Here is a 22,407-nt window from a genome sequence, read left to right as displayed (position 1 = left end):
TGCGGGCGGCAGGCAGGCGGTGCTAGAGTTTCTTCGAATCCAACGACCAGCGAGCGCGCCATGAACGCCCAGGCCAGCTATCCCATCGGCACCCCCGGCCAGGCGTGGGGCAGGGCGGAGAAGGCCGACTGGCGTGCACGGCAGGTCCGCCACCGCAGTTACGACGTGGACGTGGTCGGCGTGATCGACGGACTGCGTCCACGGTTCGATGTGGTGCAGTACGGCGAGCTCGATTACGGCGCAGACCGCTACCCGCTGTTTGCCGTCAAGAGCCGGGAGTGGAACGACAGCCTGCCCGCGGTCCTGGTCACCGGCGGCGTACACGGCTACGAGACCAGTGGCGTGCATGGCGCGCTGCGCTTCCTTGATCAGTACGCGTCCGGCTACGCCGGCCGGGTCAACCTGCTGGTGGTCCCCTGCGTGAGCCCCTGGGCCTACGAGCGTATCCATCGCTGGAATGCCGACGCGATCGACCCGAACCGGTCCTTCCGCGAAGACAGCCCGGCCCAGGAATCGGCGGCGCTGCTGCGGCTCGTCGGCCCGCTGCGCGATCGCGTGCTGGTGCACGTGGACCTGCACGAGACCACCGACACCGACGAGTCGGAATTCCGCCCGGCGCTGGCCGCCCGCGATGGCATGCCCTTCGAGCCGGGCGAGATTCCCGACGGGTTCTACCTGGTGGACGACAGCGAGTACCCGCAGCCGGAGTTCCAGCAGGCCGTGATCGAGGCGGTGGCCAAGGTGACCCACATCGCACCGGCGGACGCCAAGGGCGAGATCATCGGCTCGACGGTGGTGGCGCCGGGCGTCATCCGCTACCCCTTGCGCCAGCTGGGGTTGTGCGCAGGCATCACGGACGCCCGCTACAAGACCACCACCGAGGTGTATCCGGACAGCCCCCGCGCCACGCCGGAACAATGCAACCAGGCCCAGGCGGTCGCGGTGTGCGCGGCGATCGATTACGCGCTGGCACGCCTCTGAGGACAGAGGGGCCAACGCACGCCCCGGGCTATCGATCTCCCGCCATCAGGCGACGGCTGGCCGCACGCAGCAGCATGCGCGAATACAGCTTGTGGAGTCCGAGCAGCACCTGCCAGCGTGTTCCGATCGAACTACGGCCGGTGCGCGGATCGGCAGAGGCCACCACCGCCGATCCGAAATAAAGCTGCGTGCCGCCCCCGGGGATCGGGGCCGCCATCAGCCAGGAACAGGTGTGACCGCTGAAGTCGCGCAGCAGGATCTGGCGGTCGTCGCGCTGCTCGACAGCCCAGGCTGCGAAGCGGTCGCGCGCGCCCGCGCCCAGTTGCCGCGCCTGGTGGTCCGTGGATGAGCGGCCGATCATCGCCAGCACAACGCGTTCGGCCTTGAACAGCGCGGTCGTGTAGAAGGCTTCGACGTACTGGGCCAGGCCCGCATCGCCGGTGATGGCGGTGATGTAGCAGTCGGCGTAGTGGCCCTCGCGCAGATAGCGCTGCAGGAACGCATCGGCAGGCAGCGAGCAGGTCTCGATGGCGGGCACGGGCAGTGTCTCTCGGGCGCGAAACGTCAGGATACGCGTCCGGTGACAGGTTGGCCGGACTCGCACCCACAGCGAAGCTGCCGCAGTGCGCCACACCGGGAGGCAACCGGTGATGGCGGTTGATCCCCTGTCCTGAGAGAACGCAACGAGCACCCGCTCCAGGCCGTGGTGGTGACGCCTTTCCCGCCTCGGATGCCGCCGCCGGTTCGCGCGCTGTTGCAGGTCGGCACCTGCAAGTCGAAGCCGGCGCCCTTGTCGCGTGGTCGGGGCCACGGCATCCGCGCCTGGCGTTTCGATCCGATCCTGCGCGCCATTCCTTTGGACAGCGCGATTCACACCCGTCGGGGTTTGACGTTCGAACAAGACAAGCCCCGACCGCCCAGCCGGACCGGCAGAAGGCGTGGAGCCCAGGACTTTCTGCGCCTGCCTTCATCGGCGCGCGCAGGAAACGTTTTTCGGAGCAGTACGACAGGAATCGTCGCCTTGAACGTTCCTACGCACCCGTCTGTGTTACCCCCTGCGCAGCAGCATCCCTCGGACGCCGGTCCGGCCAGCGCGCCCGCGACAGAAAAGCCGACCGCGAGCAAGCAGGGGAGGTCGGGCGTCACCGCACAGGCTGACCTGTTGTTCGAACGCACCTGGCGCGCGGCCTATCCGGCGCTTCGCCATCGCGCACAGCGCCTGGCCGAAGGCCGGAGCGACCGCGCCGACGACCTGCTCGCCGGCGCCGCGGTCAAGGCCCTGCAGTTCATGCGTCGGGCGCCACAGAAGCTGACCGATCCCGAGGTCTTCCTCTTCGTCGTGCTCAAGCATGTGTTCCTCGACACAGTCAGGCGTTGCGCGCGCCACAACCGCGTGTTCGACGCCTCCACCGATCCTGAACTGGATGCGGAATCCGCGCCTTCCGGCGGCGATCGCACCGCCGAACAGTGGAGCGAGCGCCGCGAGCAGCTGGGACGGGTGGATGGCGTGCTGCGCCGACTGGCGCCCGACCAGCAGCGCCTGTTCGCGTGGCGCTTCATCGATGACCTGCCCTATGCCGCGATCGCCCAGCGCCTGGGGATCAGCGAAGCGCTGGCGCGCAAGCGCGTGCAGCTGCTGCGCGCACGCCTGCTCGCTGGCCTCGACAACGGTTTCACAGACCGACGTCTGCAGCGTTTGAACAGGAGCACGCGCGACGCGTGTCGGGCGCCCCGGCGCAAGCAGTGCAAGCACCTCCCCGCGAGTTCGAGCCACCGGCAGGATCCCACCACCACAAGGAGCAGGACATGATCAACTGGAACGCGCAGTTCACACAATTGATCCGCAAGACCAACCAGGCCTACTGGGGCAACTGGTCGTTGAGCAGCGAGATCACCCCGGGTGCGGTTGGCATCCTCGACCCGGCCACGGGGCTGTTCAAGCTGATTTCATCTGAAATCCCCGGCGTCAGCGACGGCAACTTCATCCGCACGCAGGTCAGTTCCGACTGGAACGCGATGACCAGTGATGTCTCGCGCACGGAAGTGGAAGTCGACCTGAAGGGCGAGGCGGAGGATCCGGAGACGGGCGTCAAAGCGACGGCGGGCGTGCAGGTGCAATGGAAGATGGGTCGCGAGGGATCGATGGTGTCCAAGTGCGCCCTGGACGCCGAGTCGGTCCTCAACAACCCGGACGCCGTGCTGGGGCAGAACCTGGACTGGCTGGTCCAGCGCGCAGCGCAGTCGGGCATGGGCTCGGATGGTCGCATCGCCCAGGGCTTCGGCGTCATCACCAGCGTGCTGTTCGCCAAGAGCGGCCTCAACGTGGGCTCGATGGCGGCCGACAACACCTTCTCGCTCACGGGCACCGCCTCGGGCGTGCACAAGATGCTGGGCGAAGCCAGCGGCAAGGGCTCGTTTACTTCGACCAGCGAGAGCAAGAGCGTGGACAAGCATCTGTGGCCGAGCGAGGCCGGGGTGCTGGCTTCGGGGTCGACGCCGCTGGCCTTCACCTTCGCCTCTTTCGATGGGCGCCTGCTGCTGCCGCGCTGGATCACGCACATCAGCGCCTTCCAGCTGGTGATCCGAAACTCCAACGGCGGCACGTACATCGTCGACATCAGCCTGCAGTACGACACGCCGCGCGGCCGCAAGTCGCACCAGACGACCGTGTCGGGCGGGTTGTCGGCGAGCATCGGCGACATTCCGCTGGACGCGAGCAACCTGGTCCTCGACCTCTCGTTCCGCGGCGTGTTCTCCAGCGAGAGCAAGCGCCTGCAATGGAGCAGCCCGCGGGGGCAGTGGGTCGGTGGCGTGCGCCATGTCGACCTGTATGGCGTGTGGCCGGGCGAAACCCGCGCCGTGGACGTCGAGGCCGGGGTGGCATAGCCCGTGGCGTGCGGGGCAGGGCGTCCCGCTGAACCACCAACCGCCTCCGTTCCGGAGGCGCAAAGGAGAAGGAAAATGGCAGAAGTCGCATGTGGCTGGGTCATCATCGACCAGGCAGCCGTGATCAAGGGCATGAGCTTTGGTCCCGACTACATCAAGGGCAGGCAGCGCACCGGGCCGCTGCGTCCGGGCTACCACAACCTCATCGGCAAGGACGTCGTGTTCCGGGCCGAAGGCAAGGACGCGCTGGTCGAGACCCTGCAGCTGATGTCGCAGATGGACAAGCATTTCATCCGCTGCGGCATCCGCGAGGGAATGACGATCGAGCGGTTCCTTCCATCGGAATACGGCGGCGGCGACGACCAGGTCACCGACGTGGCCGGTCCGAACGACATCGTCCGGATGGACTATTTCCTGTATGTGTTTCCCGAGGAGGAGAGCGCGTATTCGTTCTCGTCCCTGGTGAAGAACTACGGGACGCAGCTCATCGGGTTCGTGCCCGGCAGTGGACTGAGCAACGACGCCCGGTCGTTCATCGAGGCCCTCGGTACCCTGGTCCAGAAGATCGGTACGCTCGGCGGTAAGAAGACAGAGCTGCAGCGGGCGCTGGAAGCCAGGAAGGTGGTGGTGCTGCTGACGGGACGCAAGCTGGATGGCAAGAGCCCGATCGCCACGCATAAGCACACGCATCGGATCTCGACGCTGGCCAATGAGATCGTGGATGCCATGCAGTAGAGCGGATGGCTGTGGATGAACGGGGGCGCTTGGCAACCGCCCCCGTTTGCGCCTGGAAGGCGGACCCGCCTTGGGCTGCCGTGGGAACTCCCTCCGACGGGCTTAACAGGCCAGCGGGGCGTTCAAGCCCGCAAATCGTGAACCGGGCACCGCTACGGCCCCCCTTCCCATGGCCCCACCTGGCCGAAGGTGCGAAGATGCGCGCCCCGGTCGCGCAGGCCTCGCCGCGCCAGCCGCTCTCCCGAGATTCCGTGAAGACCCCCCAAGGCTTGCAGGCGCTGATCGACGACGGCGTCATCGATGAAGTGCTGCGTCCGCTCAAGAGCGGCAAGGAAGCGGCGGTATATGTCGTTCGCAGCGGTGGCGAAGTGCGCTGCGCCAAGGTCTACAAGGACATGGCCCAGCGCAGCTTCCAGCAGCGTGTGCAGTACCAGGAAGGCCGCAAGGTGCGCGGCAGCCGCGAGGCGCGTGCGGTCGGCAAGGCCAGCAAGTACGGGCGCCGGCAGCAGGAAGCGGCCTGGAAGAACACCGAGGTCGATGCGCTCTACCAGCTGCGCGCGGCCGGCGTGCGCGTGCCCGAGCCCTTTGGCTATTTTCATGGCGTGCTGGTGATGGAACTGGTCACCGATGCCGAAGGATTCTCCGCGCCGCGCCTGGGCGAGGTGGAACTCACGCCGCCGCAGGCGCTCGAGTTCCATTCCGTGCTGATGCGGCAGGTCGTGCGCATGCTGTGCTGTGGCCTGATCCACGGCGATCTGTCGGCCTACAACGTCCTGGTCGGGCCCGACGGCCCGATCGTGATCGACTTCCCGCAGGTGGTCAGTGCCGGCGGCAACAACGCCGCGCGGGCCATGCTGTTGCGCGACGTCAACAACCTCACCGCCAGCCTGGGCCGCTGGGCGCCGGAACTGCTGGATACCTGGTATGGCGAGGAGATGTGGGCCCTGTTCCAGGCCGGCGCCCTGCAGCCGGAAACCGAGTTGACCGGCGAATTCGAACCCGACGAAAGCACCGTCGACCTCGATAGCGTCCGCCATGCGATCAACGATGCGCGCGAGGAAGCCCTGATCCGTCAGCAGGGACGCGAAGCGGCGGAAGAAGCCGAGGCATAGTCCCGCAGGCGCCGGTGCGGCGACGGCCAGCGGCGAGAGGCCCGGTCTTCCGGGCGCCGGAGCGCATACAGCCGCTCCCCGCGCACGATCCGCGCTTGATCGCGTCAGGTGCACGGGGATCGCGCGCGCCGCAGCGATACTTGGCCGCGCCAGGGCATGGCCGCTCCTTCGCGCGCACTTTCCATCCCCGATGGCAGCATCTGCGCCTGTCGATGCACGGCGCATCCCATCCAGAGGAGAGTTCCGATGAGTAACCTGGTGAAGCTGGCGGTGGCCTTTGGCGCGGGAGCGCTGGTCATGTACCTGTTCGATCCGGTCACCGGCAGGCGCCGCCGCTGGCTCGCGCACGAACATGTGCTGGCGGGGGACGACGAGCTGGACACGTTCGCCCCGGCGCGATCGCGGCGCCCCCTGGACCGGATGCGCGATGCCGCGCTGGAGGCGCGGGCGCAGGCGCGCGCCGAGCTGGACAACGACGAGCGCCTGGAAGCCAGGGTACGCGCGAAGATCGGCCGGCTGGTCGATCGGCCCGTCGATGTGGAGGTCGGTGTCGAGGACGGTTTCGTGGTGCTCAGCGGGCACGTGGCGGTGGCGGAAATCGACCAGCTGATCGATGAGGTCGCGGCGCTGCCGGGCGTGGAAGAGGTCGAAAGCCGCCTGACCACCCGACGGGAAGGCGTGGCGGGCGAGGAGTCCCAGCGGCATTGACTGCGTGAAACCAGGGCGTCCGGACCCAACCCGGACGCAAGGGGCACGCTCGGCGCGGCGCGCGGTTTGCGCCTGCCCGGAATCACGCCGGCGTGTGGCCCCGGTTGCTCCCGTCGGCCTTGGGCTTGTTGCGGGATGCGCCGGCCACACGATGCCCAGCGGGGCCTCCATCGGACGCAGGCGGCATGCTGGCCAGGGTTTCGCGCGTGATCACGCCCGCGACTTCCAGCCCGTGCTCCGCCTGCCAGGCGCGCAGGCCGGCGCGCGACATGCGGCCGATCACGCCGTCGATGCCGCCGTGATAGAGACCGGCGTCCCGCAGCACGCGTTGCACGTGAACAATGGCGTCGCGGTCGATACGCGGGGCTTCATCCTGCGGCGGTGCGGGTGGGCACGATCGTCTGCACGCGCACCAGCCACAAGCGGCGGTCTTCCATGCCGACGTTGCCGCCGTTCCAGCGCCGGGTCACCGCGACGAAGTCGCCACGATCGGCCAGGGCCGACAGCTTCTTCCACTCCCAGAACGCACACGCCGCGCGCAGTGCGTGGTCGGGATCGGCGACCTGCCGGGGGTGGGTGAGCAGGTCCAGGCCGGCTACGGCACCGACCTCCCGATAGCCGTCCCGACCGGTGACCTGCGCGTAGCCGCGGCCGCGGAAACGGAACCCGTCGCCGCTCTCCGGCGCGCCGTTGCCCATCCGGTGGGCATAGACCTGGTTGGCCAGTTTCTGCGGGTTGTGCGCAAACGGCTCGGCTGCGGCCAAGGTAGGGAAGCGCGACGGCCAGACGGCCATCAGGCGGGATGCCCGGTAGCTCAGGTTTTCCTCGGCGATGGTCAGGCCGCTTGATTCGTGGCCGATCTGGGCAAGGAAGAACTGCAGGCGGTTGCGCGTGGCGCCGACGCCGAACTCGTCGAACAGGGCAGCATGGCGCTGCGCAAAACTGTCGAGATGCGCCTGCGGTGCCCTCGGATAGAGGCGCTTCAGTACGGAAGGGGAGAGCATGGCGGACCGTCCTCTGGCAGTGAACCCCGGGCCAGGCCGCACGAGCCTGCTCTGGGTTCAACGCGCGGCGGCGGCCACCGTGACGGGTGCCGGCGTGCAATGGGACGAGGTCGTCGACGAATGGTCAGCGCAATGCCTCCGCGCTGATAGGTCTGTTTCCGGCCGTGGGGATAAGTGCTCGGCCCGTGGGGATAAGTGCTCGGCGACCCGAGCTCGGATTCCCGAGGTCCGCCTTATTTGCTCGGCGCCCCGAGCAATCTGCTCGGCCCGCCGCGGTCCGGGCTCGGCCTGCCGAGCAATTTGCCCGGCCTGCCGAGCAATCTGCTCGGCGCCCCGGGTAAAAATTCCCGCCGCCCGAGCAATCTGCTCGACGCCCCGAGCTTTTTGCTCGGCGCCCCGAGCTTTTTGCTCGGCCTCCCGAGCACTTATCCCCACCGGCCGAGCACTTATCCCCAAGCCATAAAAAAGCCCGGAGGATCAGGCACATGGCCGATCCGCCGGGCTTGCCAGGCCTGCAGGTCAGCGGCTTGGCCGTTTCACCGACGAAAGCCCTTCCATACAGCAGGCCACGGCGTCGCTACACGTTGAAGCCCGGATGGGTTTCGAAGCGCGAATTGATGATGTTGTTCGCCCGTTGCGTGGCCTGGCTTCGCATGGCGGCGGAGGCATGCAGGCCCTCGAAGGCGAACCATGCCAGCCAGCAGACGTGCCAGCGCCAGGCGCCGTTGTAGCCCCAGGACGAATCGTTGTCGCCGACGTCGTGGCCCTTGCCGTCGGCGTGGCGGGACTCGTGGAGGATGGTGCCGGCCCGGCGGCTGACGCCCTGGTCATAGAAGAACGGCAGGTAGAGCCGGGTCCAGTCGTCGGCGAACGCGCCCCACTGTGTTTCGGCGAAAGCCCCACCGGAACCGCAGCGGGCATCGAGCTCGTCGATGTGGTTGCGTGCGAACCGGCAGCCCCATTCCAGGATGTTGGAGCTGTAGGACTCGCTCGGGAAGTGGGGTGAGGAGTAGGTCAGGCACCAGATGCCTGCCAGCGCACGGCAAAGCGGGAGTCTGTTGTCGCACACCGCGTCGTAACCGAAGCCGTCGTCCCAGTCGCCCTCGTCGAAGTCGAAGGCGTTCCAGGCCCAGTCGACGAAGGGCTGCCAGCACACGCGCGGGCCATAGAGATTGTCGCCGGAGGTGTTGAGGTCCGGGACGGTAACCGAGCAGCTGGCCATGTCAGTTCTCCCTGCAGCCGCAGCAAGCGTTGCTGCTCGGCGCGGTGTGGTCGGCACGATGCCGGGGCGGCGTGTAGCCGACTTCCTTGCCATCCTCGCGTTCGGGGTCCGCGTTGACCTCGCGATAACTGACGCGTTTGATGTCGAGGATCCAGCGCTCTTCCTCCGGGAGCATCTCTCGTACGCGGTCCTGCAGGCCCAGGTCCACGGCGGCCTTGACCGCTTCGATCAGCACCGGACGCGCCGGCGCCGAACCGATGATCTTCAGCAGACTCTGTGCGGCGTCCTTGTGGCGTCCTGCAACAGTGGCCAGTGCGATCACGGCCATGGTGCGATTGAGCAGTTCGGTATCGAACGGGCCTTCGCAACCCTTCTCGCGGGTCCGGTCGGGCAACGGCTCCAGCGCCGCGGTCACCAGGTATTTGGCGGACTTCACGTCGCCGGCGTCACCCAGGACGTGAAGCAGATTCCAGCGCAGCGTCGGGTCTTCCGACGTGGCGTGGGCGAGCTGGCTGATGGCGCGGGTGCCGTCCTTGTGCTCGCGCAGCAGCGCCACGGTGTGCTGGTAGTGGCGCTCGTCGGTGGGCTCGGCGCCGTTGAGGTAGCGGACGGCCTGTCCTATCAGCCAGGCCGTTTCCGATGCGTCGAACCAATGCCTGCCTTGTTCCAGTTCGACGCAGTCGCTGCCCTTGTTTCCTGTTTCCTTCTTGCATCCCATGGCTTTTCCTCGCCTGCATGCCACCGGTGCAAGTTGCGGCCGGTGGCGGTCCTCAAGTCCCGGTAATGGATCCCTGCCGGGCGCGTGGCCGGCAATGCCGCCGGCTTAATGAAGAACGCGCGGTGCCAGGACGCTCGGCCAATTAACGCAAAGATCACGGGACTCTTCGCACCGCGAAGGGCCCGGCCCGGGTGTTTGCACACGAAGACTTCGTTGACGCCATTGCGCCGTCTGCCGGCGTGGAAGAGCTCGTCACCAAGGGACCATCAGCGCCGCAATCAACCTTCACCTGGGACGGATGCGATGCTGGCCATCATCGCGACTCGGGGCCGCCGTCCGGCCCGCGCGAGGAACCCCCATGTCCGCCAATGAATCCATCGCCGGCCGCGTGCGCCTCCATGTGGAAGACAGCGGAGGTGATGGCCGTCCCGTGGTCCTCATCCACGGCTGGCCCTTGTCGGCGCAGTCATGGCAGGCCCAGACCGGGCCGCTGCGCAGCGCGGGCTATCGCGTCGTCGCCTACGACCGGCGCGGATTCGGGCGTTCGGACAAGCCGGCCGATGGCTATGACTACGACACGCTCTCCGCGGACCTGGCCGGCCTGCTGGAAGACCTGGACCTGCGCGAGGTGACACTCGTCGGGTTCTCGATGGGCGGTGGGGAAGTGGCCCGTTTCGTGGCCAATCACGGCGAGGAACGCCTGCGAAGCGTCGTGTTCGCCGCCGCCGTGCCCCCGTGCCTGATGAAGTCGGCGGACAATCCCGACGGCCCGCTCACGCCGGAGAAGGCGCGTGAGAAGGAGGAGGGCCTCAAGGACGATCGCGAAGGCTACTTCGACAAGTTCACCACAGTTTTCTTCAGCGCGAACGACGTGCTGAAAGTGAGTGAAGCGCAGCGGCAGGAAGCGCTGGCGGTGTGCCGGCAGTCGGACCAGCGCGCCGCGCTGGGTTGCATGAAAGCGTTCGCGACCACGGATTTCCGTGACGACCTGAAGAAGATCACCGTGCCCGTCCTGGTGCTGCACGGTGACAGCGACGCCACGGTGCCATTCGAGGGGTCCGGCAAGCGCACGCATGCCGCCATCGCCGGCAGCCGCCTGGTGCTCCTGCGCGATGCCCCGCATGGATGCAACCTGAGTCACGCCGATGAGTTCAACGAAGCGTTGCTGGACTTCCTGAAAGACTAGCGGCGCTTTGCGCGGGCACGCCGCGAGGTCCTGCGTTGCCAGGGGCGGCGCGTTCCGCCTCGCGGAGCGCGGCTGGACTTCACCTCGCTCAATGAAGGCCCGCGAAGGCGCACGCGCTGGCCATGACGACTCTTGCTCGAATGCCGCTGCGCGGGCCGCGGCCCGCCAACGCGGCGTTCTGGCGATGGGTTATCCACAAGACAGCCGCGCTCCGATGCAATTCCATTCCTTTTTGGCATAAGCGGAAACGTGCGTGCGTTCTCGGTTTGCCTCCTGCCGTTGCGGGCGCGCGGACCCCGCCGCGACTAGATTCCATGGCATCGCACCCCTTGGCGGCGGGTGCGTCGAGGTCGCGCAAGCGCGGCCCGTGCGCGTCCGCAGGGGCCGGCGGGTGATCGCAGTTCAGCCGCCGCACTGGCAAGGACGATGCAGATGAACAAACACAATTGGTCCCGCAGGACGCTGTTGCTGGCGATGGCGCTCGCCGTCGGGACCGCGGGCGCGGCCTGGGCTGGAAACGGCCTCCCACGCAGCAGCACCGGCAAGCCCGCGCTGCAGCGGCAATCACAGCCGGCAACAGTTCTGGGTGCACAGGACCTGGTGTATTCCTACGACGAGATGTTCGATTTCGACATTCCCGCCTACCTGGGCAAGCACGCGCCGCACCTGCGCCCGCACGCGGAGGTGATCTCGCACTGGGCCGGCTACAGCGGTATCAGTCCCAAGGTGCTGATCGCACTCATGGAGCAGCAGAGCGGGGTGGTGTCCCGTCGTGGCGGCGCGCAGTCGATGCGGCGACCGTTCGGTGCGCTGTCCAAGGCCACCGGATTCAACGAGCAGACGCGCGACGTGGCCCTTGCGTTGCGCCGGTCGCTGTACGCACCGCCGGTGCCGGCGGTGACGCCCAAGGGCCTGGCGACGCTGTCGTCGGCCAACCCCCTGCAGGCGCTGTACCTGCGCGCGGGTGAGAGCAGCGCCAGCGCCGCGCTGCTGGGCGATGGTGCCTTCCAGCTGGTCTATGGGCGGCTGTTCAACGGACCGCGCAAGGCGACGACTTCGGGGCGCTTCAGCCACGGCGACGTGAATACCAAGGCCGGTCCGGTCAACGGCTTCCTGCAGTTCCCGTTCCCGCGTGGGCAGTCATGGCACGTGGGTGGCGCGCACACGAACACCGGTTCGGGTTCCTGGCCGATGTCCTCGCTGGACATGTCCCAAGGCGGCGGCTGGGGCAGCTATCAGGGCAACACCTGGGTGGTGGCATCGGCCGCGGGATACTTCAAGCGACACTCCTCCTGCTTCGCCGAGGTCGTGCACACCGGTGGGTGGTCGACCACCTACTACCACATGATGAACCTGCAGTACGGCACCGGTGCCTACGTATACAAGAACTACGGCATCGGCAATCCCGCCAACACCACCTCGCAGGCGCTGTGCAACGGTGGATCCTCCACCGGCCCGCACGAGCACTGGTCGCTCAAGTACAACGGCAGCCACTACCACTTGAATGGCGTGTACCTGTCCGGCTTCCAGATCACCGCGCTGGGCAGCAGCTATGACACCTATTGCTCGCGCTTCTATCTGAGCAAGAACGGCTACCGGTACTGCTCGGGCTGGTTCTACAACCCCTGAGCGAGGTGAGTAGGTCGCAAGCGCCCGATGCAGGTCCCGATCGGCGCTGCGGGATGAGCCGCCGGAGTGCATGCATTCCGGCGGCTGCATCCGGCGAGCCTCACCGTTCCCAGCGCATCCGCGGGCTCTCCGGCCGCCAGGGCAGGGCATCGGTCGAACGGCGTCGCACCTGCGGGGCGGCCGGCAATGAAGGCCAGCCGTCGGCAGCAGGGTCGCGCTTCGACAATCGCACCGTCGCCGTCGACATCTTCGCGGCATGGGATTGGGGAGGTTCCAGGCGGTGTTCGGACGTGTTCATGGGCACCTTGCGGGTCGGCCGCATCGCGGGCGGCGTCGCTCGTTACGCCGCGGCGAACTTTTGCAGGCGGTGGCCTTTGCGAGCGACCGGGGGGTTCTGTCCGCCTGCCTCGATCGCGCCGGCGTGCGACCGGCGCGCGGGAAGCATGCACCCGTTTTTCCAGGCGCGGGTCAACGCGTGGCGCGTGATGCAATGCATGCATGTCGGCGAGCGCGGATATTCGCGCTCGTCAGGTGCGCGGCATGACAAAAGTGATGGCACCCGGTTGGGGGCGTACATCGGAGCATGCGACCTCGTTGCGTGTTGCGCATGCCAATTCAGTGCGCTGGCGCGGGCCAGTCGCGTCTTGTCGTGTCCGTTGCGGCAGCGTGGATGGCGCGTCGCTCGCGGACTATCGCAGGACACGGTGTTCCACCGATCCGGTGCGCGTCTGGCGCAGATTCTGGATTGTCCTCGCGTCGCCGTCGTCGACTGGCACGGGCCGTGCAGCACGGGCGGCTCGCCGACATGGGCGGGCGTGCGTCCATCTCCGCCGGAAGGGGCAACGCGCGCGTCGCGGACGGTCCTGGCTTCGCTCCCGGTCCGGAGGCGTCCACGCACCCAGTCAGCCATCCGGATTTGCCGTGGGTCGTGCGACTTGTCGCCTCCGGCCGGGTAGCGCCCTATGCTGCCGGCTGGGTCCTGCGCAGGGCCCTGCATTCATGCCAGCGCATCGCCGACAGGGGGCGACATGACGAGCGGTACCGAAAGGCCCGAACACGACCACGACGTCTATCGGACGCTGGTCGAATCCACCAAGGCGATTCCGTGGACCATCGACTGGGCCACCATGCGCTTCACCTACATCGGCCCCCAGATCGAGACGCTGCTGGGATGGACGCCGGAAAGCTGGGTCACCGTGCAGGACTGGGTCGAGCGGATGCATCCCGACGACCGCGAGCGCGTGGTCGGGTTCTGCGTGGCGCAGTCCCAGGCTGGAACCGACCACGAAGCCGACTACCGTGCCATGACGCGCGACGGCGACTATGTCTGGATCCGCGACGTGGTCCATGTAGTGCGGGGCGAGGACGGCGCCGTCCGCTCGCTGGTCGGCTTCATGTTCGATATCCGCGACCGCAAGCGCAGCGAGGAACAACTGGCACAGCTGCAGGCCCGGCTGGAAGAGCTGTCCTACCAGGATGGCCTCACGGGCGTGGCCAACCGCCGCATGTTCGACGCGGTGCTTGAGCGCGAGTGGAACGAAGCGCGGCGCGCCGGCCAGCCCCTGTCGCTGATCATGCTGGATATCGACTATTTCAAGCAGTACAACGACCACTACGGCCACCTGCAGGGCGACGAGTGCCTGCGCCGCGTGGCCCAGGCGCTGCTTTCGGCATCGACGCGGGGACGCGACTTCCTGGGCCGGTTCGGTGGCGAGGAATTCGTGATGGTCCTGCCCGATACCGATGCGCCTTCAGCCATGCGCGTGGCGCAGCGCTGCCGCGACGTGATCCTGGAGCAGGGCATCGTCCACGAGGGGTCCCGCGTCGGCGGCACGCTGACCGTCAGCGTCGGCGTCGCCACGCAGCGCCCGACGGAAGAGGGCACCGCGTTCGACTTGATCGCGCGCGTCGACAAGCGCCTCTATGCGGCCAAGCAGCTGGGTCGCAACCGCATCGTGAGCGAGGCGGTGCCCGAGGTAGAGCGCGCCTGAGGGGCCAGCTGTTGGCGCAGGGCGGCGTGGCCGGACAGGCCGCGGACCCTGCCTGCAGTGGCCGTCACCGGAGCCTGGGCAGCTCGTGCGCGAGATCGGGCCATGGCTTGCAGGATTTGCCGGCTGGGGCATGGCGCCCGGACGCGCCGGTTGGCCGCGGTCGATTTTCGTAAGATGGCTCCACGCCACCATCAGGAGCCTGGAAATGCCTCACGCCCGTGCGGTACGTCTTTCCCGTTGGACGCTTGCGTCTGCCCTGACCCTGGCAATGGCCGCATCGGCTGCGGCCAGTGCCGCGGAACCGGACCTCGCCGCCATCCGCGACCAGGTCACGCGGCAGCACGACGTGTCGATCAAGCGCCTGCAGGACTGGATCGCGCTTCCTTCGATTGCCGCGGAGAACCTCAACTCACGGCAGGGTGCCGAGTACATGGCCCGGCTCGCGCGGGAGGCCGGCTTCCAGAAGGTCGAGATCCTGGACACCGACGGCAAGCCGGGGGTTTTCGCCACCCTCGACGCCGGTGCGGCCAAGACGGTCGGCCTGTACTTCATGTACGACGTGAAGCAGTACGACCCGGCCGAGTGGACTTCTCCGCCGCTGGAAGCGCGGCTGGTGGACAAGCCGGGCCTGGGCAAGGTGATGGTCGGGCGTGGCGCGGTGAACCAGAAGGGCCCCGAGTCGGCGCTGCTGGCCGCCCTGCACGCCATTCGCGATGCGCACGAGAAGGTGCCGGTCAACCTGGTGCTGGTGGCGGAAGGTGAGGAGGAAATCGGCTCACCGCACATCGCGCAGCTGGTGCACAGGCCCGAGGTGGCCGCCGCGTTGCGCGATACGGTTGGGGTGTTCATGCCCGCGGCGTCGCAGGACGCCGAAGGCGCCGTGCAGGTCAGCCTGGGCGCGAAGGGCGTGGTCGAACTGGAACTGGTCGCCAGTGGCGAGAAGTGGGGGCGCGGCCCGGCCAAGGACGTGCATTCCTCGCTCAAGGCGATGGTGGACAGCCCGGCGTGGCGGCTGGTCAAGGCGCTGAACACGCTGGTCTCCGAGGACGGCAATACCGTCACCATCGATGGCTATCCCAAGGCCCCTGCGATCAGCGCCGGGGACAAGGCGATGGTCGCCGTGGCGGCGGCGCGCCGCAACGAAGAGAGGGTCAAGGCGCAACTCGGCGTGAAGCACTGGATCGATGACCTGGCCTGGCAGCAGGCCAACGAGCGCCTGGTCTCGCAGCCGACCGTCAACATCGAAGGCCTGGTCGGCGGCTATACGGGGCCTGGGGGCAAGACGGTGCTGCCGCATCGCGCCGTGGCGAAGATCGACATGCGCCTGGTGCCTGGCATGAAGAAGGACGACGCGGTCGCCGCCCTGAAGTCGCACCTGGCCAAGCGCGGGTATGGCGACATCGAGGTCAACGTCAGCGGCGGATACGACCCGACCCAGACGGCAGCCGATGCACCGCTGGTGCAGGCGCAGATGGCCACGCTGAAGCGCCTGGGGCTCGATCCGTTCTTCTGGCCCCGCAATGCCGGTTCCTATCCCGGTTTCGTCTTCACCGACAAGCCACTGAGCCTGGCCTCGGGCCACTTCGGCCTGGGTCACGGCGGCGGCGCGCATGCCCCGGACGAATTCCTGGTGATCGAGCCTTCCAATCCGAAGGTGCAGGGTTACGACGGCGCGGTCATGTCCTTCGTCGAATACCTGTACGAACTGGGCAAGTAACCGGCCGAATCCAACCGGGAGTTCCGCGCCTGTCGCGCAGTGGGGAAGGGGCGTGCCCCTTCCCCGCGGCGCTCACCGTGCGTCGTCCGCGGCCGGCGCGGGCGTCGCCAGGCCCTTGCTCATCGCGTCATCGATCAGCGCTTTCATCTCGCCTTCGGCCGTGCGCGCCAGCGCGTCGTGTTCCTTGCCCAGCGCGTCCATGCGGGCGCTCAGGGCTTCCATCGGCTTGCTGGCGTCTTCCATCTGACGGCTCAGGGCATTGAGGGGCTCCAGCCTGGCTTCCATCCGGGTCGATTCGGCCTGCATCCGGTCGGACTCGGCTTCCATCTGGCTCGACAGACTCTCCATCTGCGCCGACAGCGCCTGCATCTCGCGCTCGGCCTTCGATCGCTCGGCCTGGTTGCCCGCGGCCAGGGACAGGGCGAGGGCCTCCTGCTTGCCCGCGAGTGCTTCCTGCTGCGCGGCCAGGGCTTCCATGCGCTTGGAGGCCGCTTCCATCTCGGCGTTCATGGTGTGGTCCGGCGCGGCCGATTCCATCTGCTGGCTGAGCTTCTCCATGCGCTCGCTGTGCACTTCCATCTCGCTGCCCAGGGCCTCCATCCGGGCGCCGACCTTTTCCACTTCGCGCCAGGCTTCCTGCGCGCGGGCGACGGTGGACGGATCGGACACCACCCAGGCGCGGTTGTCGCGGCGGAACCAGACGAAGTCGCTGCCCATCGTGCTCTTGGCGCGACGGATGGCGGGCATGTCGTCGCTGGAGCCGGACATGGTGATCCCGGCGGAGTCCTTGCGTACCAGGGCGAAGGTTTCGCGCGTGCGGTCGCCGCCATGCATCCGGGTGGCATGCGTCGGCGCCGACGCGGCGGTGGCCGGCTTGGCGGTCGGCGCGCTCTGCGTGCCGCCGATCTGCGCGTGTGCATAGAAGGCCAGGCAGGCGGCGGCCAGGCCCAGTAGCGGGAAGGCGATGCGGCCGCCGGTGCGGCGTCCGGGGCGGACCAGCTGTTCGATGCGTGACATGAGATGCCCTCCATGGGCGGCTTGTGCGAAGTGGAGCGAGGGTGAATGGAGGTGGCGGATTTCGGACAGTTCCGACAGGGCCCGGGCCAGCCGGCGTGGCTCACCCAGCGCCTGCGCGGCGAGCTGGTCGGCGATGAGCTCGCGCTCGATGCGGATCCGGCGCGACAGCCACCAGGTAACCGGGTGGTAGAACAGGAGGGCCTCGATGGCGCCCTGCAACAGGTTGACCAGATAGTCGTGGCGGCGGATGTGCGCCAGTTCGTGCGCCAGCAGGGCCTCGACCAGTTCGACCGGCATGCGCGAGAGCAGGGCGGTGGGCAGCAGCACGACCGGGCGCCACCAGCCGGCGGAGGCGGGCGAATCCAGCGTATCCACCACGCGCAGCGCGATCGCATCGAGGCCGAAGCGGGCGGCCAGGACGTCCAGCCGCTGCTGCCACACGGCGTGCGCGCGGCCCTGCGGCGTGTTGCGCAGGCGCTGGATCCAGCACACACCCAGCGCCATGCGCAGCGACAGTGCGCCCGCTCCTGCGGCCCAGGCGGCCACGATCCAGGGCAGCACGTCATCCAGACCCGCGCCCGTGAGGTGCGGACCGAGGGGGCGGATCGACAATTGCACGACGTCCGTCGTGCCGCCTGCTACAGCGGCGACGGTCGCGTCCGATCCCAGGGCAGACAGCAGCCCCAGTGCCGGCGCCAGGACGCAGGCGAGCAGGGCGGCGCATGCCAGGGCGTAGCGAAGCTGCGGACGCGCATCGCGCAACACCGACATGCCGATCGCGGCCGCCACGCCGATCAGCGCGCCCTGCCACAGGAAATCGACCAGCACCTGGCCAAGCGCACTGATGAACATCGGTTGCCAGTCAGTCATTGGAGTGCTCCGCTTGTGCGAGCAGTCGACGGATCTCTTCGCGTTCCTTGCCGGTGACGTGGTCCGACAACGCCGCCAGGACAAGGTCCTTGCCGGAACCGGCGAAGGCCTTCTGGATCAGCTCGCGCAGCAGGTTCGTGCGCAGCGCGTCGGGCGCATGGGCCGCACGGTAGACATGGGAGCGCTGGCTCTCGTCGCGCAGCAGCAGGCCCTTGCCATGCATCACCTGCATCAGTCGCAGCACGTTGGCGTAGGCCAGGTCGGGCTTCTCCGGCAGGCGGGCCTGATGGACGTCCTTCACCGTGGCCGGGCCCAGGCGCCAGACGACCCGCAGCAGATCGAGTTCGGCCGGCGTGGGCTTGGGTGCCTTGATGGGTTTGCGGGGCATCGGGAATGGGATTGGAGGGCGAGGAGTGCACCGTAGATCACATAGACCGGATTGTCTAGACATTCTGGTCTATGACTGATGGCAGGGGGCGGCTCGATGAGCAGTGGCGCGTCCCGTTCCGCCGACGCCGTGTTCACTTGCCTCCCGCGCCGGTCGGGCGGCACGATCCTCCCGGGCACAGGGAGGGAGCGACATGGGCTACGTGAGCGGCCTTCGCGGCATTTCGTCGGGACAGGGGTATTCCTCCGACGTGCCGATGAACCTCGATCCCGTGGACGGCCGTCCGGTCGAAATGGTCCTGGACCTGGAGCGCCTCGCGCGCGAGCGGGCGGACGGTGCCTGGTATGACCCGTCGCGTCGTGACATGTGGCGCTTCGGCGGCCTCATGGCGCTGGACATCACCGACCCGGCCGACGCCGCGCACATCGTGCCGCTGGGCGAAGGCTGTACGCCGCTGCTCGACTACGCCGACCACCCCGTGGCGCGCGCCGCGGGCCTGGCGCTGTCGGTGAAGGACGAAGGGCGCCCGCACGCCGGGTTTGGCGCCAACCCGACGCAGAGCTTCAAGGACCGCGGCATGGCGATGGTCGTTGCGCAGGCACGCAGGCTGGGCCTGTCGCGCCTGGCGGTGCCCACGCAGGGAAATGCCGGCGATTCGCTGGTGCGCTATGGCATCGCCGGCGGATTGTCGGTGGTGGTCGCGATGCCGCCGGACACGCCTTCGCCGATCCTGGGCAACGTGGCCGCCGCGGCACACATGCACCCGGGGCAGGTGGTGCTCGAGCTGGCCGGACCCACCATCCGCGAAGCCGGCGCGCTGCTCAAGGCGCAGTACCTGGAACACGGCTGGTTCTCGGTGGCCACGTTCCAGGAACCGGGTTGGCGCATCGAGGGCAAGAAATCCCTGGGCCTGGAGCTCGCCGAACCCGCCCCGGGCGACACCCGCTGGTCGCTGCCCGACGCCGTGGTCTATCCCACCGGTGGCGGTACCGGCGTGCTGGGCATGTGGAAAGCCTGGGATGAACTGGAAGCGCTCGGCCTGATCGACGCGCGGCGTCCGCGGATGTTGTGCGTGCAGAGCAGTGCGATGGCGCCACTGGTGCGCGCCTTCGACGAAGGGCGGGAAGACACCACGGCCGCCTCTGGCCCCGGCACGATCGCGTTTGGACTCAACGTGCCGGCAGGCGTCGGTCACTTCCGCGTGCTGCAGATCGTCCGTGCAAGCGGCGGCGCGTGCGTGGCGGTGGAGGAGGGCGACATCGCCGCGGAGTTCTCGCGGGTGTGGCAGCAGACGCACGGCTGGATCGGGCCCGAAGGCGCCGCGTGCCTGGCGGCGCTGCCGCAACTGATCGAGCGCGGCCTGGTGAAGGCGGGGGAACGGGTGGTGGTCGTCAATACGGGTTCGGCGGAGAAGTACCTGCCGGCGATCCGCGACCTGATGCCCTAGGACCACGCCCGAGCTTGCCGGTCCGGAAGAAGGATGCGAAGGAAGCGGCCGCCTTCACGTTCATGTCTGCGTTTCGAACGGGACATGCGGGTGCGCGAAGCGCGACAATTGCCCCGCCGTTCTGCGATCCCGAGCCTGGTGCAACGTGGCATCGCGTCCGACGGGACGGCGGCCGACGCCCACGCGGATGGCGCCCGTCACGGCTTCCGACAGGTGAATGCATGCAACTGAGAAATGCGGTTCCCGCCGACCTCGATCGGCTCGCCTCGATCTGGTACGACGGCTGGCAGGACGCGCACGCGCAGATCCTGCCGGCCGCGTTGCGCCAGTTGCGGACCTGGGACAACTTCCGCGATCGGCTGCAGGCCCGGATGGCCAATGTGCGGGTCGTCGAAATCGACGGCGAGCCGGCAGGCCTGTGCGTGATCGAGCACGACGAGCTCTACCAGCTGTTTGTCGCGGCGACGGCGCGGGGTTCGGGCGCGGCCGCCCTGCTTACCGCCGACGCCGAAGCGCGGCTCGCGCAGGCGGGTGTGCGCACCGCGTGGCTGGCCTGCGCCATCGGCAACGACCGGGCCGCGCGGTTCTACGAGAAATGCGGCTGGTCGCGCGTGGGAACCGTCGTCATCGCGGTGGAAACCACGGTCGGCCCCTTCGACCTGGAAGTCTGGCGCTACGAAAAGGCGCTTTGATGCCACATCGCGCTGGTTCACACTGGCGCCCCCAGCACGCGGACGGCTACCCATGATCAACAACGATGTCCTGCGCGCGGTCCGCTACATGCTGGACCTGAGCGATGGCAAGGTGGCTGACATCGGCCGCCTGGCCGACCCGGCGTTCGAGCTGGACAAGTCCGACGTGCAGGCCTTCCTGCGCAAGGAGGACGATCCCGAATACCAGCCGTGCAACGACCGGGTGCTGGCGCATGTGCTCGACGGGCTGGTCGTCTACCTGCGCGGCCGCGACGAAAGCCTGCCGCCACGGCCGGTGGAAAAGCGCATCACCAACAACCTGGTGCTCAAGAAGCTGCGGGTGGCCTTCGAGCTCAAGGACGTCGACATGCACGACACCTTCGCCGCGGCGGGCTTCCCGGTGTCGAAGCCGGAACTGACCGCGCTGTTCCGCCAGCCCGGTCACAAGAATTACCGCCCCTGCGGCGACCAGATGCTGCGCAATTTCCTGAAGGGCCTCACGCTGCGCGTGCGCGGGTAGGCGTCGGTCTGGTCCGGGAATTCCAAGCCAAACCCCGGCCGCTACTTCTCCAGCGATTTCACCGCTTCAAGCATTTCCTGCACGTGCTTGTTCGGATTGAGCTCGGAATACACGTGCACGATGGCGCCGGACTTCGAGATCACGTAGGACGTCCGGCTCGACCACTCGGGTTTGGCGGTGAGCAGGGCGTCGTACTGCCTGGCGATCTTCGCGCCCGGATCGGCGGCGACCGGGAACTTGCCGCCGCAGTGTTCGGTTTCCCTGGAGAAATCGGCCAGCTCCTCGACGTTGCCGGCCGTCACGCCGATCACGCTGGCGCCCTGGGCCTTGAACTTGTCGATGGCCTGGGAGAACTGGTGCGCCTCCAGGTTGCAGCCCGGGGTGTGTGCGGCGGGGAAGAAATACACCACGACCGGACCCTTCTTCAGGGCATCGGCCAGCTTGAAGGTGAAGGGCTTGCCGGCCAGATAGGCCGGTGCGCTGAAATCGGGCGCCTGGGCGCCGACCTTGAGCGCGGCCAGCGACGGGGCCGCCAGCGCGAGGGTGCCGATGAGGCCGATCAGGCCAAGCTTGGACGCATGCTTCATGGCAGGAGCTCCGGTGGGATGCCGCCTACCATAGAACACTGCGCCCACGCGCGGTGATGCCAGGCGCTGGCGATCGGCCAGTCGCGCAGGCTCTGGTCAGGGCCGCCGGCCGGTGGCGCGCGCGTTGGGCTGCAAGGGCGTGCCGCCCGGGCTGGCGATTTCCAGCTTCTTCAGTACATGGGTCACGCCCAGTACCTCGATATGGCCGCCGGACGACTCGAAGGCCTTGAGGTGGTCGGCGATGGTCTGGCTGGTCAGCAGCCGGGAATCAGGCTCCTTCCTGCGGAAGGTTCGATCGTCGGGGGGCGGTGTGCGCGCCATGGGGGTCTCCGTCAGTACAGCGTGAGTGGAATACCGCGGGCGCGGTGGTCGGCGTAGTCGGCGCGCACGTCCAGACAGTGCGCGCCGCCCATGCGGAAACTGCGGCAGATGGCCGGCCGCGAAGCGTAGATGGAACAGCGCATGTGGGCGCTGTCGAGGGCGACACACCAGCCGTCCTCGTCGCGGGCCATCACGCGAAGCCCTTCGGCCGTCCGGGTGGCCAGGTGTCCGGCCACGTCGTCGTCGGGCATGAGCACCACCGGCAGCCGGCAGCACACGGCGTCGCAGGTGCCGCACTCAACCTGGGTGGCGAGGGCTCCATCGGACGTGGTCATGTCGACGGGGCAACGGCGCGAGGCCGTGCGAGGCGGGTGGACGAGCTGGGCAAAGACGCTCCCGGGGACGCCCCGTCTGCGGGGCCGCGTGAATGGAAGCGAGGCGGGCGACCGGGAGGTCGTACGGAACGCGCGGATCAATCGTTCGGCCAGCCTACACCCAAACGGCATGCGGGCCCGTTCAGGGAGCCGCAAGGGCTCCATGGCGGGGTCCCGGTGGCACGAAGGGAGGCCGGCGCGCGGCCGCGGCGCCCCCGAAGGGCCTCCTGGCGGCGGGCGGGGCACTTTGCGGGCAAGGGCCATCCGCCGCAGCTTTTCGCCATGCGCCATTTCCCGTAACG

The 22,407-nt window shown here is 68.1% G+C and carries 24 protein-coding genes; 13 read left to right on the top strand and 11 right to left on the bottom strand.

The genetic code is table 11. The features are described 5' to 3' along the window. The first annotated feature begins 60 nt into the window (after positions 1-60). Complete coding sequence (locus I8J32_RS14350; protein ID WP_200615754.1) at positions 61-981, top strand: M14 family metallopeptidase; 921 nt, start codon at positions 61-63, stop codon at positions 979-981. A 28-nt stretch (positions 982-1,009) separates the two neighbouring features. Here I8J32_RS14350 and I8J32_RS14345 read toward each other — a convergent pair whose 3' ends face one another. Continuing rightward, the gene (locus I8J32_RS14345; RefSeq protein ID WP_200615753.1) at positions 1,010-1,519 is read right to left on the bottom strand and encodes a hypothetical protein; all 510 of its coding nucleotides are present in this window, start codon (positions 1,517-1,519) and stop codon (positions 1,010-1,012) included. A gap of 171 nt (positions 1,520-1,690) precedes the next feature. On the opposite strand from I8J32_RS14345, the gene I8J32_RS14340 reads away from it, so the two are divergent. The 5 genes from I8J32_RS14340 to I8J32_RS14320 all read left to right on the top strand — a co-directional run bounded on the left by I8J32_RS14340 (position 1,691) and on the right by I8J32_RS14320 (position 6,422). Then, positions 1,691-2,791 carry an RNA polymerase sigma factor gene (locus tag I8J32_RS14340; protein ID WP_200615752.1) on the top strand — a complete coding sequence of 367 codons (1,101 nt, stop codon included), beginning with the start codon at positions 1,691-1,693 and terminating at the stop codon, positions 2,789-2,791. Next, positions 2,788-3,867 (top strand): hypothetical protein, encoded by a 1,080-nt coding sequence (locus I8J32_RS14335; protein WP_200615751.1) that lies wholly within the window; start codon positions 2,788-2,790, stop codon positions 3,865-3,867. Before I8J32_RS14340 ends, I8J32_RS14335 begins: the two co-directional genes overlap by 4 nt. A 75-nt stretch (positions 3,868-3,942) precedes the next feature. Next, positions 3,943-4,602 carry a hypothetical protein gene (locus tag I8J32_RS14330; RefSeq protein ID WP_200615750.1) on the top strand — a complete coding sequence of 220 codons (660 nt, stop codon included), beginning with the start codon at positions 3,943-3,945 and terminating at the stop codon, positions 4,600-4,602. 251 nt (positions 4,603-4,853) lie between these two features. Further along, complete coding sequence (locus tag I8J32_RS14325; protein WP_200615749.1) at positions 4,854-5,714, top strand: PA4780 family RIO1-like protein kinase; 861 nt, start codon at positions 4,854-4,856, stop codon at positions 5,712-5,714. A 246-nt stretch (positions 5,715-5,960) separates the two neighbouring features. Continuing rightward, positions 5,961-6,422 carry a BON domain-containing protein gene (locus tag I8J32_RS14320; protein ID WP_200615748.1) on the top strand — a complete coding sequence of 154 codons (462 nt, stop codon included), beginning with the start codon at positions 5,961-5,963 and terminating at the stop codon, positions 6,420-6,422. 82 nt (positions 6,423-6,504) lie between these two features. Here the strand turns inward: I8J32_RS14320 and I8J32_RS14315 are convergent, their stop codons facing one another. The 4 genes from I8J32_RS14315 to I8J32_RS14300 form a co-directional block, all read right to left on the bottom strand. After that, positions 6,505-6,756, bottom strand: a complete 252-nt coding sequence (locus I8J32_RS14315) for a peptidoglycan-binding domain-containing protein (protein WP_200615747.1) — start codon at positions 6,754-6,756, stop codon at positions 6,505-6,507. A 34-nt stretch (positions 6,757-6,790) separates the two neighbouring features. Next, positions 6,791-7,426, bottom strand: a complete 636-nt coding sequence (locus I8J32_RS14310; protein WP_200615746.1) for a glycoside hydrolase family 19 protein — start codon at positions 7,424-7,426, stop codon at positions 6,791-6,793. A gap of 577 nt (positions 7,427-8,003) precedes the next feature. Then, positions 8,004-8,648, bottom strand: coding sequence for a hypothetical protein (locus tag I8J32_RS14305; RefSeq protein WP_200615745.1), 645 nt, complete (start codon positions 8,646-8,648; stop codon positions 8,004-8,006). 1 nt (position 8,649) lies between these two features. Further along, positions 8,650-9,366 carry a hypothetical protein gene (locus tag I8J32_RS14300; protein WP_200615744.1) on the bottom strand — a complete coding sequence of 239 codons (717 nt, stop codon included), beginning with the start codon at positions 9,364-9,366 and terminating at the stop codon, positions 8,650-8,652. 358 nt (positions 9,367-9,724) lie between these two features. Between I8J32_RS14300 and I8J32_RS14295 the strand changes: the two genes are divergently transcribed. Both I8J32_RS14295 and I8J32_RS14290 read left to right on the top strand, forming a co-directional pair. Continuing rightward, positions 9,725-10,552, top strand: coding sequence for an alpha/beta fold hydrolase (locus I8J32_RS14295; RefSeq protein ID WP_200615742.1), 828 nt, complete (start codon positions 9,725-9,727; stop codon positions 10,550-10,552). 432 nt (positions 10,553-10,984) lie between these two features. After that, complete coding sequence (locus I8J32_RS14290; RefSeq protein WP_200615741.1) at positions 10,985-12,181, top strand: M23 family metallopeptidase; 1,197 nt, start codon at positions 10,985-10,987, stop codon at positions 12,179-12,181. 100 nt (positions 12,182-12,281) lie between these two features. On the opposite strand, the gene I8J32_RS14285 is transcribed toward I8J32_RS14290, so the two are convergent. After that, complete coding sequence (locus I8J32_RS14285) at positions 12,282-12,479, bottom strand: hypothetical protein (RefSeq protein WP_200615740.1); 198 nt, start codon at positions 12,477-12,479, stop codon at positions 12,282-12,284. A gap of 730 nt (positions 12,480-13,209) precedes the next feature. On the opposite strand from I8J32_RS14285, the gene I8J32_RS14280 reads away from it, so the two are divergent. Both I8J32_RS14280 and I8J32_RS14275 read left to right on the top strand, forming a co-directional pair. Next, on the top strand, positions 13,210-14,172 hold the full coding sequence (locus I8J32_RS14280; RefSeq protein WP_200615739.1) for a sensor domain-containing diguanylate cyclase: 963 nt from the start codon (positions 13,210-13,212) through the stop codon (positions 14,170-14,172). Between the two features lie 268 nt (positions 14,173-14,440). Continuing rightward, positions 14,441-15,889 carry a M20/M25/M40 family metallo-hydrolase gene (locus tag I8J32_RS14275; protein WP_245156342.1) on the top strand — a complete coding sequence of 483 codons (1,449 nt, stop codon included), beginning with the start codon at positions 14,441-14,443 and terminating at the stop codon, positions 15,887-15,889. Positions 15,890-15,961: 72 nt separating this feature from the next. On the opposite strand, the gene I8J32_RS14270 is transcribed toward I8J32_RS14275, so the two are convergent. After that, on the bottom strand, positions 15,962-17,776 hold the full coding sequence (locus tag I8J32_RS14270; RefSeq protein WP_200615736.1) for a M56 family metallopeptidase: 1,815 nt from the start codon (positions 17,774-17,776) through the stop codon (positions 15,962-15,964). Beyond that, positions 17,769-18,164, bottom strand: coding sequence for a BlaI/MecI/CopY family transcriptional regulator (locus tag I8J32_RS14265; protein ID WP_200615734.1), 396 nt, complete (start codon positions 18,162-18,164; stop codon positions 17,769-17,771). Before I8J32_RS14265 ends, I8J32_RS14270 begins: the two co-directional genes overlap by 8 nt. Positions 18,165-18,357: 193 nt before the next feature. On the opposite strand from I8J32_RS14265, the gene I8J32_RS14260 reads away from it, so the two are divergent. The 3 genes from I8J32_RS14260 to I8J32_RS14250 all read left to right on the top strand — a co-directional run bounded on the left by I8J32_RS14260 (position 18,358) and on the right by I8J32_RS14250 (position 20,823). Next, entirely contained in the window at positions 18,358-19,611 is a 1,254-nt protein-coding gene (locus tag I8J32_RS14260; protein WP_200615733.1) for a threonine synthase, read from the top strand. Positions 19,612-19,832: 221 nt separating this feature from the next. Next, positions 19,833-20,303 carry a GNAT family N-acetyltransferase gene (locus tag I8J32_RS14255; RefSeq protein ID WP_200615732.1) on the top strand — a complete coding sequence of 157 codons (471 nt, stop codon included), beginning with the start codon at positions 19,833-19,835 and terminating at the stop codon, positions 20,301-20,303. A gap of 52 nt (positions 20,304-20,355) precedes the next feature. Further along, the gene (locus I8J32_RS14250; RefSeq protein WP_200615730.1) at positions 20,356-20,823 is read left to right on the top strand and encodes a YehS family protein; all 468 of its coding nucleotides are present in this window, start codon (positions 20,356-20,358) and stop codon (positions 20,821-20,823) included. Positions 20,824-20,864: 41 nt separating this feature from the next. Here I8J32_RS14250 and I8J32_RS14245 read toward each other — a convergent pair whose 3' ends face one another. From I8J32_RS14245 to I8J32_RS14235, 3 genes are all read right to left on the bottom strand, one after another. Next, positions 20,865-21,410, bottom strand: coding sequence for a peroxiredoxin (locus I8J32_RS14245; protein ID WP_200615729.1), 546 nt, complete (start codon positions 21,408-21,410; stop codon positions 20,865-20,867). Between the two features lie 96 nt (positions 21,411-21,506). Further along, on the bottom strand, positions 21,507-21,731 hold the full coding sequence (locus I8J32_RS14240) for a hypothetical protein (protein WP_200615728.1): 225 nt from the start codon (positions 21,729-21,731) through the stop codon (positions 21,507-21,509). 11 nt (positions 21,732-21,742) lie between these two features. Beyond that, positions 21,743-22,066 carry a YkgJ family cysteine cluster protein gene (locus tag I8J32_RS14235; protein WP_200615727.1) on the bottom strand — a complete coding sequence of 108 codons (324 nt, stop codon included), beginning with the start codon at positions 22,064-22,066 and terminating at the stop codon, positions 21,743-21,745. Positions 22,067-22,407 lie beyond the last annotated feature (341 nt).

The sequence above is a fragment of the Lysobacter solisilvae genome (genome assembly GCF_016613535.2).
In the GTDB taxonomy this organism is placed as follows: Bacteria; Pseudomonadota; Gammaproteobacteria; order Xanthomonadales; family Xanthomonadaceae; genus Agrilutibacter; species Agrilutibacter solisilvae.
The sequence above is the reverse complement of the archived record's forward strand: the minus strand, read 5'-3'. Positions and strand labels throughout refer to the sequence as shown.